Below are 13343 nucleotides of genomic sequence, written 5' to 3'. Positions count from 1 at the left end.
GCGTGGATCATGTCGATGCCGTCGTCGTCGGGGCCGGGATCAACGGCATGGCCGCCGCCGCGCATCTCGCGCGGGGCGGCTGGTCGGTGGCACTGGTCGACCAGCACGAGCGGATCGGCGGGTTCGTCGCGGGCGAGGAGCGCACGGTGCCGGGCTACCAGCACGACACCTACTCCTCGTGGCACCCGCTCTTCGTCACCGGCCCCGTGTACGCCGACCTGGGGGCCGACCTGCACCGGCACGGCCTGGAGTACGCCAACTCCGACGGTCCGGTCGCGGCGTCGGTGTCCGACGCGGGGGACGTGACGATCGCCCACCGCGACGTCGAGCAGACCGTGGCCGGCTTCGCCGACGCAGCCGACCGGGACGCCTACCGCGCCGCGATCAAGCGGTTCGGCGCGCACGCCGCGCACATCGGCGGGCTACTGGGCAGCGAGCTGCACTCGCCCGGCGTGCTCGGCCCCCTGTGGGGGCTCGCCCGCGACGGCGGCCGTCGCGAGCTGGCGGCCTACGCGCGCGAGGTCGCGACCAGCGGACGGGCCTGGCTGCGCACCCACTTCCGGGGCCCCGAGGTCGACCGGCTCTGGGCGCCGTGGCTGCTGCACGCGGGTCTCGCGCCCGACAGCGCCTCCGGTGGCCTGATGGTGCCGGTCTTCGCCGCGACCCTGCACGCCGCCGGCCTTCCCGTCGTGGTCGGCGGCGCCGGCAACTTCGTGACCGCATGGGAGCGGCTGCTGGCCGAGCGGGGCGTCACCGTGCACACCGGCCGCAGGGCCGAACGGGTCGTGCTGGTGGACGGCGTGGCCGCCGGGGTCGCGGGCGACCGCTGGAGCATCACCGCGGAACGGGCGGTGCTCGCGTCGGTGACACCGGCCGCGCTCTACGGGTCGCTGCTGCCGCCCGGTGCCGTGCCGTCCGCGGTGGCCGACGAGGCGGCGCGCTTCCGGCCGGGGCGGGCGGCGATGCAGGTGCACGTCGCGCTGTCCGGGCCGGTGCCGTGGCGCGATCCGGCACTCGCGGCGGTGCCGCTCGTGCACCTGTCGGACGGGTCGGCCTCAACGGCGATCGCCTGCGCCGAGGCGGAGGCGGGCCTGCTGCCGCGGCGCCCGACGGTGGTGGTCGGCCAGCAGCACGTACTGGACCCCTCCCGGGTGCCGCCGGGGACGGCCGCGCTGTGGCTGCAGCTGCAGGAGGTGCCGTTCACGCCGGTGGGCGACGCGGCGGGCGATCTCGACGTCTCGGCAGGCTGGGATGCGGCACTGGCCCGCGGGTACGCCGATCGCGTGCTCGACCGGGTCGCGGCGCACGCACCCGGGCTGCGCGAACTGGTGGTCGCCACGGACGTGATCACCCCCGCCGACCTCGCGGCGTACAACCCGAACGCGATCGCGGGCGACCCCTACGCAGGTTCTGCCGAGCTGGACCAGAACTTCCTCTGGCGCGCAGGCCACTCGACGCCGGTGCCGCGGCTGTGGCACATCGGCGCCTCGACGCACCCGGGACCGGGCCTGGGGGGAGCCTCCGGCCACCTCGTCGCTCGTCGACTGCTGACGCCGGCGATCCCCGAGCGACTCCGCCGGATGATCGCCGCTCGGCCGGGTAGTCGAGATCCATGACGGACGGCCCACCCCTGCCCGATGCGCTGGAACGCCACCGGGACACCTCCGCGGGCCGGATGCGCAGCCGCTCCGTCGGTGAGCCCCGCCCCGGCGTACCCGAAGTGGTGCTGGTGCAGGGCATGGCCGTGGCCGACTACCTGATGCCCGCTGTCGCCGAGCTGGGCCGGTGGACGCGGGCGCACCTCGTCGAGCTGCCGGGGTACGCCGGGAGCGGGGAGCCGACCCGCAAGCTCGACGTGCCCGGCTACGCCGCCGCGGTCGTCGAGTGGCTCGACGCCGCGGAGTTCGGTCCTGTGGTGCTGGCGGGGCACTCCAGCGGTACCCAGGTCGCCGCGCGGGCGGCGGTCAAGGCCGGGCCACGCCGGGTGGTCGCGGTGGTACTGGCGAGCCCGACCGTCGCTCCGATCGCCCGGCCGCTGCCGCGGATGCTGGTGCGCTGGCGGCTCGACGGGCAACACGAACCGCCCGGCCTGACCGGCTCGCACCTGCACGAATGGCGCCGGGCGGGCGTGCGCGGGCTGCTGCACCTGGTGCGGGTGCACCTGCGCGACCGCATCGAGGAGTCCGTGCCCGAGATGACCGTCCCGCTGCTCGTACTCCGCGGCGTCGACGATCGGCTCAGCACCGCGGAGTGGGCCCGCGGCCTGGCCGCTGCCGCGCCCGCGGGCCGGTACGTGGAAGTGCCCGGGGCGCACACCTTCGTCTGGGCGGACCCGGGCTCATGGAGCGCGCCCGTGCGGCAGCTGGCCCTAGAGGCGGCATGAGCGCGCGGAGCTCCTGGACCCGGGTCGACGGGCGGCGCGTGCACGCCAGGGTCGGGGGCCCGGACGACGCCCCGGTGGTGGTCTTGTTGCACGGCCTCGGGGTGTCCAGCCGGTACATGCTCCCGCTCGCGCGGGAACTGGCGCCGCATTTCCGGGTGCACGCGGTCGACCTGCCCGGGTTCGGGCGCAGCGAGCCCTCGTCCGAGCCGCTCGACGTGCCAGGGCTGGCCGACGCGCTGCTGGCCTGGATCGACGCCGTAGGCCTCGACGCGCCCGCCCTCGTCGCGAACTCGATCGGCTGCCAGGTGGCGGTGTCGGCGATGGCCCGCGCACGGGGGGCGGTGAGCCGCGCGGTGCTCGTCGGCCCGACGTTCGACGGGCGCGGCGTCGCCCGCCAGGTCGGCAGCCTGCTGCTCACCGGCCTCCGCGAGCGTCCCGCGCTGGCGGCCGTCATCGCGCGGGACTACGCCGCGTGCGGCCTCCGGCGGGTCGCGCGGACCGCCCGGCACGCGTTCGCCCACCGGATCGAGGAGGACCTGCCCGCGATCACCCGTCCCGTGCTCGTCGTGCGCGGTGGCCGCGACCGAGTCGTGCCACAGGGCTGGGCGGAGGAGGTGACCGCCGCGCTGCCGGACGGCAGGCTCGCGGTGGTGCCCGGTCAGGGCCACGCCCTGAACTTCTCCGCGCCCGGACCCCTCTCCGCGGCGATCCGGCCGTTCCTCGGTGGCCCGCCACCAGGGCCGGACGCGCCCACCACCCGGCCCGCGACGGCGAGCATCGCGCAGTTCGACTCGGCGACGGCGTTCCTGCGGGGGACCGCGGCGGCGCTGCACGGGCGAGACCTGCCGGCGCTGGGTGCGTTCTCGCGGCCGCTCGCCCCGCTGGTCGAGCGGGTCGTCCCGGCCGTCAACCTGCTGCCAGAACGCCTGCGCGAGCAGGTGTACCGCGTCGGCAGCGGCAGCGAGGCGGCCCCGCCCGGCGAGCTGCACGCCGTGAACGCGGAGGTGCTGGCGCGCTGGATGGTGGGGCAGTACCCGCGGCGGGAGTTCCCGGCGGCGATCGTCGGCTCGTCGAACGGGGCGCTCGCACACCTGGCGGCCGCGGTGGGCATCCCGTACCTGCCTCAGACGTTCCTGCTGCCGGTGGCCCAGCCGCAGGTGGCCCCCGACGATCCGCGCCACGGCCTCGCCGCGGGTACCGGCCCCGGCCGCATGCTGCTCGACGCGAACCCGGACGTCGCGCTGCACCACATGCACGACCCCAACCAGGACCGGCTGTCACTGGCCCGGATGACCTACTTCCGCATCAAACGCCGCAGGCTCGGCCCGGCATTCACGGACTTCCTCACCGAGACACTGCCCCGCGGGGCGACGCTGCTGGTCGCCGACTGCCGCCTGCGCTGGCCGGTCACCCGGCTCGGCGACCGCCACGTGTTCCAGTTCGGCGCGTGGGGCGGCATGCCGGCCGAGGAGTTCCGGACCGGCAGCCCCCGTGTGGCCGACTACCTCCGGCGCTACGGGGTGGATCGCCGCAGCTGGGATCCGCCACCCGTGGACGGCGACGCCCCGGAGGCCGAGTGGGGGTTCGACCCGGCGCTGTCGGACGACCTGAGCGAGCTCGCGCGGGAGCGGGGGTGGCGACTGCGGCGCGTCACGTTCGACGAACCGGCGGCCCTCAGCCCGCTCGTCGCCGAGCTGTACCGGTGGTGGTACCGCCGCCGCGGCCGACCGGAGGACCGGCTCCTCGTCGAGTCGTTCGTGCTGCTCGATCCCCACCTCGTCCTCGCCACCGGTCTGGTCCCGTACTGGTCGGAGTTCGCCGTCGAGCCGTCCGCGGACGCACTGGAGAAGTACCTGGACGGAACGCGCCCTTACGCGGAGATCCTGCTGACGCTGTTCCAGCACGGCACCGAGGGCGTCGGGGTCGCGCCGGCCGACCGCTGGCGCGAGCTGCTCGGCCGGGCCGGCACGCGGGGCGCGTTCCTCGGGGTCGACCCCCGCCTGCACCCGCGGGACTTCGGCAGCTTCGGCCGGTTCCACCGGCAGCTCGCCGGGATGGCTCGCCACACCCCGCCCGCGCCGCTCACGCTCGACGAGCTGGACCAGTTCGTCGCCGGGCGGCGGGACGAGGCGATCACCTGGGAGTGACACGCGGGTGTGATGCGACCGCCCCGGGTACCCGGCGCCCATGGCTACGTGCGAGGTGTGCGGGAACGACTACGACATGACGTTCGAGGTGCGGGCGCAGGGCGCGGTCCACGTGTTCGACAGCTTCGAATGCGCGATCCACGCCATGGCCCCGGTGTGCGAGCACTGCGGCTGCAAGATCGTCGGGCACGGCGTACAGGCAGGCGGCCGGTTCTTCTGCTGCGCCCACTGCGCGAACTCCGCGGTCTCGGGCGCGGGGCTGCGGGACCGGGTCGACGCGACAGTCTGACTACTGTCCCGTCGGCGCCGTCTCCGGCTCAAGGTCGTCGGCCGGTTCGGCGCGCAGCGGTTCGAGCGCGGTGGTCTCGCCGAACCACAGCAGCGCGTCGTACCGGTCGCCCAGTGTCGACGGGACGTAGTTGCCCCAGCGCTCCTGCTCGGGGTGGTAGACGACCCCTATCGCCCGGTGGTCCAGTGAGGTGCGCAGCCACCGCGGCTGGTCGTAGGTCTCCGGGAAGACCAGCAGGGACGGCTCGTCCCCGAGCGCGCGGTGCAGGAGGTCCTCGGCGCTGCCGTCTCGCCCGGGCGGCACCGGGAGGCGCTTTGCGGGCGCGCCCCACGACGATGCCGCGACGACGTCCCCGCGGTGTCCGGCGAAGCCGACCAGCACCACGCCGTCGTCGGCGTGGCGCTCGCGGGCGAGCTGCCCGAGGTTGGTCATGCCCGCGGCCGCCATGTCGGTGGCCCTCGCGTCGCCGATGTGCGTGTTGTGCGCCCAGACCACTCCCTTGGAACCGGCTCCGTTGTGGTCGAGGATCCGGTCCAGGGTGTCGGCCATGTGCACGTCGCGGATGTTCCAGGATGCGGGCCCGCCCCGTACCGCGGCCCGGTAGTAGCGCTCTGCGCCCGCGACGACGGCGGCGTTCTGCTCGGCGACGAAACGCTCGCCCCGGTCGTCGTCGCCGGATCTGTCATCGGAGCTGTGCCGCTCGCACATGCCCCGCAACACCTCGACCACCGCGTCCTCGCAGCTCTCCGGCACCCAGCGGGTCGCGCGGGCGTACGCGAACGGGTCCGGCCCGTAGGGCTCGAAGCAGGCGTAGGCATCGAGGGCGGCGGCCGCGTGGTCGGGTTCGTGCTCGCGCAGCCACCGGACGACCTCGCGCATCGACCGCTGCAGGCTGTAGACGTCGAGCCCGTGGAAGCCGACCCGCCGCTCCGGCGCCAGGCCGTCGTTGTGCTCGCGCAGCCAGGTCGCGGCGGCGCGCACGGCACCGTTCGCCCACATCCACGTCGGCCACCGGTCGTAGCCGGAAAGGGCCTCGTCGACGTCCTCCGGCCCTCCGGTCACGGACCGGTGCAGGCGACGGCAGTCGGGCCAGTCGCCCTCGACCGCGACGAAACCGAAGCCCTTCTCCGTGACGAGTCTGCGGGTGAGCCGGTCGCGCCATGCGTAGTACTCGTGCGTGCCGTGCGACGCCTCCCCGATCAGCACGAGCCGGGCGTCGGCCACCCGCTCGACGAGCGCGTCGAGGGCTGAGTACTGGCCTCCTGAGTCGGTCCGCAGCGGCCGGGCGACGGCACGGACGTCGGCTGGGTCGTCCATCGGTCCTCCTACTCGGGCGGCTCGACCGGGAACACGCGGTACGGGCGGTGCAGCAGTGGGCGGGCGACGTTGTGCACGGGCACGCCGCCGGGGGTCCGGCCGTCGGGCGACCCGGCGTGGGCGTGGCCGTGCAGGGCGAGCGCCACCCCGCAGCTGTCGATGACGTCGGCGAGGAGGTGGCTGCCGAGGAACGGGTAGATCTCCCGCGGCTCGCCCTCGAGCGTCTCGGGTATCGGCGCGTAGTGCGTGAGCGCGACGGTCACGTCGCAGTCGAGGGTGCGCAGCGCCTCGCCGAGGCCGGCGGCGAGCGCGCGGCCGCGGGCGGCGAACGCCTTCATCTCCGGCTCCCCGAAGTCGGCCGCCATCCCGCTCGGGAACCCACCGCCGAACCCGACGGTGCCCGCGATTCCCAGCCGCACGCCGTCGAGGGACAGCACCGTGGAACTGCATTCCAGCACGGTGATCCCGGCCTCCTCGAGCGCGGCCGTGACCCCCTCGACCTCGTCGGAGTGCAGGTCGTGGTTGCCGAGCACGGCGACGACGGGCACCGGGGACCCGGCGAACTCGCCCGCGACGACCTTCGCCTCGGCGACCGTGCCGTGGCGGGTGAGATCCCCGGCGAGCAGCAGCACGTCGGCCGTGCCCTCCAGCGCGGCGACGTCGTCGGTGTAGCAGCCGTGCATGCCCTCGCCGAGGTGGACGTCCCCGACCGCGGCCACGCGAACTGTCACGGTGCCTCCTCCTTGGGCGGGATGTCGAGGTCGTCGCACAGGTCGAGGAACGCCCGTGCGAACGGCCAGTGCGCCACCTGCCGCCGCAGGGCCGGCCAGTCGATCTGCTCCCGCAACGCCCTGGCGTGCGGGAAGATCCGGCCCATGTCGCAGAAGTGCTCGGAGAGCGCGAGCACCTTCGAGGCGAGGATGTCGGTGGCCGGCTGCACCGGCATGAGCACCGAGTCGACGCGCAGCTCGTCCGCGAGCTCCAGCTGCTCCCGGGTGACGGGCAGGTCGGCCGGCCGGAAGATCAGGTCGACGAGCGCGTCGCCGTCGTAGACCTTCTCCAGCCAGTCCTCCGGCGGGTGTTCGACGCGCAGGCCGGCGTCGGCGAGCGCCTGCAGTGCACGCGGCACGTCCTCCTCCACGAGTACGAAGTCGGCGTCGTGGACCGGCTCCGGGCCGCCCCTCGCCCACGAGGCGTACCCGCCCGCGAGCGCGAACGAGACGCCGGCGGCCTTGAGCGTCGTGGCGACCCGCTTGAGCGCGTCGCGCAGCTCCTGGTCCGCCCGCTCCGCGACGGTCACCTCGCACCGCCCGTCACCAGCGGCACGAACGCGACGGCCCCGAGGTTCTCCTCCCGGCCGTTGCGGAAGCGGGAGAGCGTCCCGGACCCGTGGCGGCCGACCGGGCAGACCAGCGCGGCGTCCGGTGCGAGCTGCTCCAGCAGCGCGGGCGGCGGCCCGTCCTCGGCCATCGCCGTGACGACGATGCCGTCGAACGGCGCACGGTCGGGCACGCCGAGCGCGCCGTCGCCGGTGCGGACCTCGACGTTGTCGTAGCCGAGCGACTCGAGCACGGTGCGGGCCCTGTCGGCGAGCTCGGCATGGCGCTCGATCGTCACCACCGAACGGTGGCACCGGGAGAGCACCGCGGCGCCGTACCCGGATCCCGTGCCGATCTCGAGGACGTGCGCGTCGGGCCCTGCCTGCACCGCGGCCGCGCTGAACGCGACGATCAGCGGCGCGGAGATCGTCTGGTCGAGGCCGATGGGCAGCGGGTTGTCCTGGTAGGCCGCTCCCGCCACCCCTCGGGGGACGAACCGCTCCCGCGGCACCAGCCGCATCGCGTCCAGGACGCGGTCGTCGCTGATCCCGCGGCCGCGCAGGCGATCCACCATCGCGGCCCGTTCCCGGTCGGCGCGGCTGGCCATGGTCCCCGGGTTCCCGCCGCCGCCCAGATCATGCCGCCCAGATCATGCCGACCAGATCATTCAGCGCAATCATTCAAACCGGATCATTCAGCCGCCTGCTGGCCCTTCGCGTAAAGCAGCTGGAGGAAGTCGGCGCCGGCGAGCGCGGTGAACGTCGCGGCGACGAGGCGGGTCACCCGCGGCGCGAACACGTACCCGAACGCGAAGCCCGTCGCGATCCACATGTCGAGGCAGAACGGGCAGGTGATCAGCTCGCCGATCGCGTGCCGCACTCCGCTCGCCGTGCGGACGTCCTCCATGACCTCGGCCGGTCCGCCGGTGCTCGAGTAGCGCGCGAAGGGGACGCGGAGCGGGCTCGTGACCGCGTCCTTGCTGAGGGTCCGCGAGAGTTTGTGCGTGCCGGCGGTGATCAGCAGGAGGTCCCAGGGCCCGATCCCGTTCGGTAGCCGCCGCCCCGTTGCCGCCGCAAGGCCTGCCGCACCCGCGACGAACGCTGCGAAGACCGCCATGACGAGCACGTAGCCCTCGAGCGGGCGGTCCTCGCCGTGGCGGTACGCGTCCGCCTCGTCCCGGGTGACGTCGGCGAGGTCGTTGCCGGACGGAGTCGTGCGTGGCTGGCTCATGTCGTGTCTCCGTGTGTCGACGCCGCCCCGTGGGCTACCCCGGAGCGTGCAGCCGAACCGGAGGAGGTCGACGGTGATGGACGGCGAGCACCCGGTCGTGGTCGTCACGGGGGGCACGGCCGGGATCGGACGGGCGGTGGTGCGGGAGTTCGCCGTCCGCGGCTACGACGTCGCCGTGCTCGCACGAGGAGCCGACGGGCTCGAAGCGGCCGTCGCCGATGTCGAGGAGGCGGGCAGGCGGGGGCTCCCGGTGCCCACCGACGTCGCCGACGCCGACGCCGTGGACGCCGCGGCGCGCAGGGTCGAATCCGAGCTCGGACCCATCTCGGTGTGGGTCAACAACGCGTTCACGGGATCGATCACGTTCTTCGAGGACCTGTCGCCCGACGAGTACCGCCGGATCACCGAGGTCACGTACCTGGGGTTCGTCAACGGCACGCGCGCGGCGTTGCGGCACATGGCCCCGCGCGGGCGGGGCGTGATCATCCAGGTCGGGTCGGCGCTGGCGTTCCGCGGCATCCCCCTGCAGGCCGCGTACTGCGGCGCGAAGCACGCGATCGTCGGGTTCACCGAGGCGGTGCGCACCGAGCTGCGGTGCAGGCGCTCGCCGGTGCGGCTGTGCGAGGTGCACCTGCCCGGCGTCAACACACCCCAGTTCGACGAGGTGCTCCACCGCGGCATCGCGCACCAGCCGCGGCCTTTGGCTCCGGTCTACCAGCCGGAGATCGCCGCACGCGCCATCGCGGAGGTGGCCCGGCGCCCGCGGCGCTCGACCTGGGTCGGCGCGTCGACCGTTGCCACCATCCTCGCGAACCGGATCGCGCCCGCGCTGATGGACCGCTACCTGGCGCGCACCGCCGTCGCGGGCCAGCAGGAACCGGCGCACGACCCGCCGTCACCCGGCACGAACACCTGGCAGCCTCCCGCCGGTGACCTCGGCGCCCACGGCGAGTTCGACGACGAGGCACACGCGCACAGCCCGCAGGCATGGCTGATCCGGCACCGTGGTGTCGCGCTGGGCGCTCTCGCACTTGCCGGGGCCGGCGTGGCTGCGATCAGAGTTCCTGCGCCTCGCCGACCGCTCGCCAGTCCGGGCGCAGGGCGCAGACGGTCCCGTCGCGGATCGTGACGCTGTCGAACGCCAGCCAGCGGCGCCGGCACCAGCAGGTGTAGACGGTGCCGCGCACCGCCCGCCGTGGCGGGTGGCACCGATGCGGGGGTGCGGTCGTCATTCCTCGTTCCTCCAATCTGCCGTCGAGCGGCTGTGGGTGCGTACCGGGTACCCGCTGTTCGGTGGATCGACAGCTGACGGAAGGTGGCCTGCTGCGGACGTGGCTGCCCACCGCGTTCGGGGCGTCGGTCCTCGTCGCCGAGATCCCCCTGGTGTACGCGGCGGCCGCCCGGTCGGCCGACGGCGCCCGCGCCCTCGCCGCACTCGGCATCTGCCTCGCCGTGCTCGTCGTCGTCAACACCCCTGCCCTCTCGCTCACCCCGCTGGTGGCCCTCGAGGCCGACCGGCGCGGGCTGCGCCGCTACGCCCTCGCCGTCGGCGCGGCCGGTGCCCTCGTCCTGCTGCTGCTCGGGGCGGTGCCGCCCGCCGCGCAGGTCGTGGGCCTCGTGTTCGGGCTGGACGAGGCGCTACTACGGCACGTGCGCGACGGGCTCGTCGCGCTCGCGCCCAACGCGCTCGGCGTCGCGTTGCGCCGCGAGCTGCACGGCAGGCTCGTCCATGCGGGGCGGACCGGCCCGATCGTCACGGCGACGGCGGTGCGGATCGTGGGCACCGGCGCGCTCGCGTTCGTCGCCGTCGCGCTCTGGCCCGAGCGCGGTGCGCTGGCCGGCGGGCTCGCCCTGTCGGCGGGCGCCTTCCTGGAGGCGGCCCTGCTCGCCGCCCGCGCTCCCGCTCCCGGTGGCACCCGGCCGCTGGAGCCGCTGTCGCTGATGCGCGTCCACGCCCACCTGTCGTCGACCCGGCTGCTGGCCATGGCGCCGATGGTGATCACGACGGTCGGGATCGCCCACGCCCACGAGGCGGAGGCGTCGCTCGTGGTGTGGCCCGCGCTGTACGAGCTGATCATGCTGTTCACCTCGCCCGCCACCGACTGGGAGGCGGTCTGCGCCCGTGCGCTGCGGCGCTGCCCGGCGTCCGGGGCGCCTCGGCGGGTCGCCGCCTGGCTGGGCGCGGGGTTCACGTTCGCGTTCGCCGTGGTCGTGCTCTCCGGAGCGGGCGAGGGCTACCTCCGATCGCTCGTCGCAGTGCCCGACGGCCCCGCGGCGCTCGCGGCGGCGTGGATGCCGGTGCTGCTGCTGGTTCCCGGGCTGTGGGTGCTCCGGGCCCACCTGCACGGGATCCGCATGGCGTCGGGGGAGACCGCGGTGTTCGTGCGGGCAGGTGTCGTGCACGCGCTCGTGCTCGCGGGGACGGTCACGGCTCTCGGGACGACCGCGCTGCCCGGCGTCGGTGCTGCGTGCCTCGCGGTCGTCGCGGGCCTGCTCGCCGACGTTGGCATCACCCGGTCCGGACAGGTTGGTTCCCGGCGGGCGGGGGTACCACCGGGTTCCCGAACTGACACGAAGGAGCCCGTCGTGGCCCAGCAGACCACCACCGACGTCGTCGACGCGCTGACGACCGACCACCGGGAGGCTCTCGACCTCCTCGACCGCATCGCCAGGAGCACCAATCCCAGGGAGAAACGCGACCTCGCCGACACGGTCATCGCCGAGGTCGTGCGGCACGCGATCGCCGAGGAGACGTACGTCTACCCCGCGATGCGCGAGCACCTGCCGGAGGGCGAGAAGGAGGTCCAGCACGACGTCGAGGAGCACAAGCAGCTCGAGGAGATCATGAAGCAGCTGGAGGCCATCGACGCGAGCGAGCCCCGGTTCGACGGGCTCGTGCGCCGGATGACCGAGCAGCTGCGCCACCACGCCCACGACGAGGAGTCCGAGCAGTTCCCGCAGCTGCGCGCGCAGGTCCCGCACGAGCGGCTGGTCGAGATGCGCGAGAAGGTGGAGACCGCGAAGAAGCTCGCCCCGACGCGGCCGCACCCGAACGCGCCGCACACCGAGCTGTTCCACAAGCTCGCCGGACCGGGTGTGGGGCTGGTCGACCGGTTGCGCGACCGGCTCACCCACCGCGGCAGCTGAGGCCGGGCCGCCCGTAGAGTGCCCCTCCGTGGTTTCGGACGGTGGCGCTCCGCGGGCGGTGGACGAAGGGGTCACCCGCCGGCTCAAGGCGCTCGCCTGCACGGCGCCGCTGCACGACCTGGACGCCCGCAAGACCCGCCTCGATTGGGTCGACGCCACGCGCTACCAGATGGCCGAGATCGCCCTCCAAGCGATCGACCAGGTCACGCTGGCCATGGACTTCGACCACGGGGCAGACCAGGCGCAGGTCGTGAAGCGGCTGCGGCCGTTCGTCGCGGCCCAGGTGCCCGACGCGGCCGCGGGGGAGCACGAGCGCGTCGCGCAGTGGGTGATCGAGAACCTGATCAACGTCGGGAGCCTCGACCGCGGGTTCCAGGTCGACTACGGAACATTCACCGAGGACGGGCGCTACGTCCGCCGCCGCTTCGACTTCAAGCTGCTCGTCGAGGTGGCCGCCCCGGACGGCGAGGTGTACCTGCGCGCCTCCGACGAGGCGATCAACGTGCTGGTCGGCGCACTGGACACCGACGTCGAGTCGGCCCAGGTGGCGGCCGAGGTGAAGCTGGAGAACCTGATCGCCCGGGGTCGCCTCGGCGACGCGCGCCTCGCCGCCGAGCAGGCCCGCTACCGCACGGTGCAGTACGCGGAGGCGCTCCGCCAGAAGCTCGACGCCACGCGCCGCGACGTCCGGTCGGTCGACTGGCTCGCCGCGGTGCCCGAGCTGCTCGACGAGGCGCTGACCCACATCGAGTCGCGCTACCGGGCCGAGACCGCGATCCTCGCGAACATCGCCGACGCCCGCGACGAGGCCACCGAGCCGGGGCGCCGCCGCCAAGCCGCCGAGCTCGTCGACGTGGTGAGCGACTGCATCCAGCGGCACACCCAGCTGCAGGCACGGCTGCAGGAGGCGGGCGCCACCTTCCGCGCGGAGCAGGACCGCCAGCAGTTCAGCGGCCGGCCCAAACGGGCGGCGATCGACGTGTTCGGCCAGCTCCTGCGCCCGTGCCTCACCCTGGACACCGCCACCGCCGCCGGGCCGGCCGCGGCGTTCTTCGGCGCGGGGGCCGGCGTGCGGGTGCCGAGCGTGCCGAGCCTCACCGGGCTGGTGGAGACACTGCTCACCCCGCCCGTCGAGCGCGACCCGCTCGGGGAGCCGGTGGTGGAGCCCGACCTCGCGCCCGCCGCCGTGGAGCGCTTCGGCGAGCACCTCTGGAAGCAGGCGGCCGGGCTGCTCGGCACCGGGCGCGCGCGGCGCCTTTCCGAGCTGCTCACCGACGCGCGGGAGATCGACCCCGAGCTGCCGACGCTGGTGGCACTGCGCGTGGTGCACGCGGTCGGCTCGAGCGTCGGGACCGCCCGCAACCAGGGCGACCCGACGCTCCTGCTCGCGATCGACGACGGCACGGTGCTGCGCGACCCGGAGTTCGGCGGGGCGGACCTGCTGGTCACGACGGCCGGCGTCCTGGCGGGCGAGCCGGAGATCGAGGAGGTCGCGTGACTCGGGAGATCCA

The 13343-nt window shown here is 74.4% G+C and carries 12 protein-coding genes; 7 read left to right on the top strand and 5 right to left on the bottom strand.

Annotated features, from left to right (window positions below):
- Positions 1 to 2: 2 nt before the first annotated feature.
- From K1T35_RS28255 to K1T35_RS28240, 4 genes are read left to right on the top strand one after another with little or no spacing between them, the layout of a single operon-like run.
- Positions 3 to 1616 (top strand): NAD(P)/FAD-dependent oxidoreductase, encoded by a 1614-nt coding sequence (locus K1T35_RS28255; RefSeq protein WP_255620819.1) that lies wholly within the window; start codon positions 3 to 5, stop codon positions 1614 to 1616.
- Entirely contained in the window at positions 1613 to 2383 is a 771-nt protein-coding gene (locus K1T35_RS28250) for an alpha/beta fold hydrolase (protein ID WP_220254842.1), read from the top strand. The genes K1T35_RS28255 and K1T35_RS28250 overlap by 4 nt, the downstream gene beginning before the upstream one ends.
- On the top strand, positions 2380 to 4530 hold the full coding sequence (locus K1T35_RS49110) for an alpha/beta fold hydrolase (protein WP_255620818.1): 2151 nt from the start codon (positions 2380 to 2382) through the stop codon (positions 4528 to 4530). Before K1T35_RS28250 ends, K1T35_RS49110 begins: the two co-directional genes overlap by 4 nt.
- A 40-nt stretch (positions 4531 to 4570) precedes the next feature.
- On the top strand, positions 4571 to 4819 hold the full coding sequence (locus tag K1T35_RS28240) for a hypothetical protein (protein WP_220254841.1): 249 nt from the start codon (positions 4571 to 4573) through the stop codon (positions 4817 to 4819).
- Here K1T35_RS28240 and K1T35_RS28235 read toward each other — a convergent pair whose 3' ends face one another.
- From K1T35_RS28235 to K1T35_RS28215, 5 genes are all read right to left on the bottom strand, one after another.
- The gene (locus K1T35_RS28235) at positions 4820 to 6136 is read right to left on the bottom strand and encodes an erythromycin esterase family protein (RefSeq protein ID WP_220254840.1); all 1317 of its coding nucleotides are present in this window, start codon (positions 6134 to 6136) and stop codon (positions 4820 to 4822) included.
- 8 nt (positions 6137 to 6144) lie between these two features.
- Entirely contained in the window at positions 6145 to 6867 is a 723-nt protein-coding gene (locus K1T35_RS28230) for a metallophosphoesterase (protein WP_255620817.1), read from the bottom strand.
- A complete protein-coding gene (locus K1T35_RS28225; protein ID WP_255620816.1) occupies positions 6864 to 7436 on the bottom strand; it encodes a nucleotidyltransferase family protein in 573 nt (190 codons plus the stop codon). Before K1T35_RS28225 ends, K1T35_RS28230 begins: the two co-directional genes overlap by 4 nt.
- Positions 7433 to 8062 (bottom strand): protein-L-isoaspartate(D-aspartate) O-methyltransferase, encoded by a 630-nt coding sequence (locus K1T35_RS28220; protein WP_220254839.1) that lies wholly within the window; start codon positions 8060 to 8062, stop codon positions 7433 to 7435. The genes K1T35_RS28225 and K1T35_RS28220 overlap by 4 nt, the downstream gene beginning before the upstream one ends.
- An 83-nt stretch (positions 8063 to 8145) precedes the next feature.
- The gene (locus tag K1T35_RS28215; RefSeq protein WP_220254838.1) at positions 8146 to 8685 is read right to left on the bottom strand and encodes a DUF1360 domain-containing protein; all 540 of its coding nucleotides are present in this window, start codon (positions 8683 to 8685) and stop codon (positions 8146 to 8148) included.
- A gap of 76 nt (positions 8686 to 8761) precedes the next feature.
- Here K1T35_RS28215 and K1T35_RS28210 point away from each other — a divergent pair, with 76 nt between their 5' ends.
- From K1T35_RS28210 to K1T35_RS28200, 3 genes are all read left to right on the top strand, one after another.
- Complete coding sequence (locus K1T35_RS28210; RefSeq protein ID WP_220254837.1) at positions 8762 to 9814, top strand: SDR family oxidoreductase; 1053 nt, start codon at positions 8762 to 8764, stop codon at positions 9812 to 9814.
- Between the two features lie 164 nt (positions 9815 to 9978).
- Positions 9979 to 11832, top strand: coding sequence for a hemerythrin domain-containing protein (locus tag K1T35_RS49105; protein ID WP_255620815.1), 1854 nt, complete (start codon positions 9979 to 9981; stop codon positions 11830 to 11832).
- Positions 11833 to 11860: 28 nt separating this feature from the next.
- A complete protein-coding gene (locus K1T35_RS28200) occupies positions 11861 to 13330 on the top strand; it encodes a hypothetical protein (protein WP_255620814.1) in 1470 nt (489 codons plus the stop codon).
- Positions 13331 to 13343: the final 13 nt, after the last annotated feature.

This window comes from Pseudonocardia sp. DSM 110487 (assembly GCF_019468565.1).
Lineage (GTDB): Bacteria > Actinomycetota > Actinomycetes > Mycobacteriales > Pseudonocardiaceae > Pseudonocardia.
This window is presented reverse-complemented; position numbering and strand designations above follow the sequence as displayed.

Coding starts and splice junctions, on each gene's coding strand:
- K1T35_RS28250 (WP_220254842.1), top strand. CDS start 1,613: ATGACGGACGGCCCACCCCTGCCCGATGCGCTGGAACGCCACCGGGAC.
- K1T35_RS49110 (WP_255620818.1), top strand. CDS start 2,380: ATGAGCGCGCGGAGCTCCTGGACCCGGGTCGACGGGCGGCGCGTGCAC.
- K1T35_RS28240 (WP_220254841.1), top strand. CDS start 4,571: ATGGCTACGTGCGAGGTGTGCGGGAACGACTACGACATGACGTTCGAG.
- K1T35_RS28235 (WP_220254840.1), bottom strand. CDS start 6,136: ATGGACGACCCAGCCGACGTCCGTGCCGTCGCCCGGCCGCTGCGGACC.
- K1T35_RS28220 (WP_220254839.1), bottom strand. CDS start 8,062: ATGGCCAGCCGCGCCGACCGGGAACGGGCCGCGATGGTGGATCGCCTG.
- K1T35_RS28215 (WP_220254838.1), bottom strand. CDS start 8,685: ATGAGCCAGCCACGCACGACTCCGTCCGGCAACGACCTCGCCGACGTC.
- K1T35_RS28210 (WP_220254837.1), top strand. CDS start 8,762: ATGGACGGCGAGCACCCGGTCGTGGTCGTCACGGGGGGCACGGCCGGG.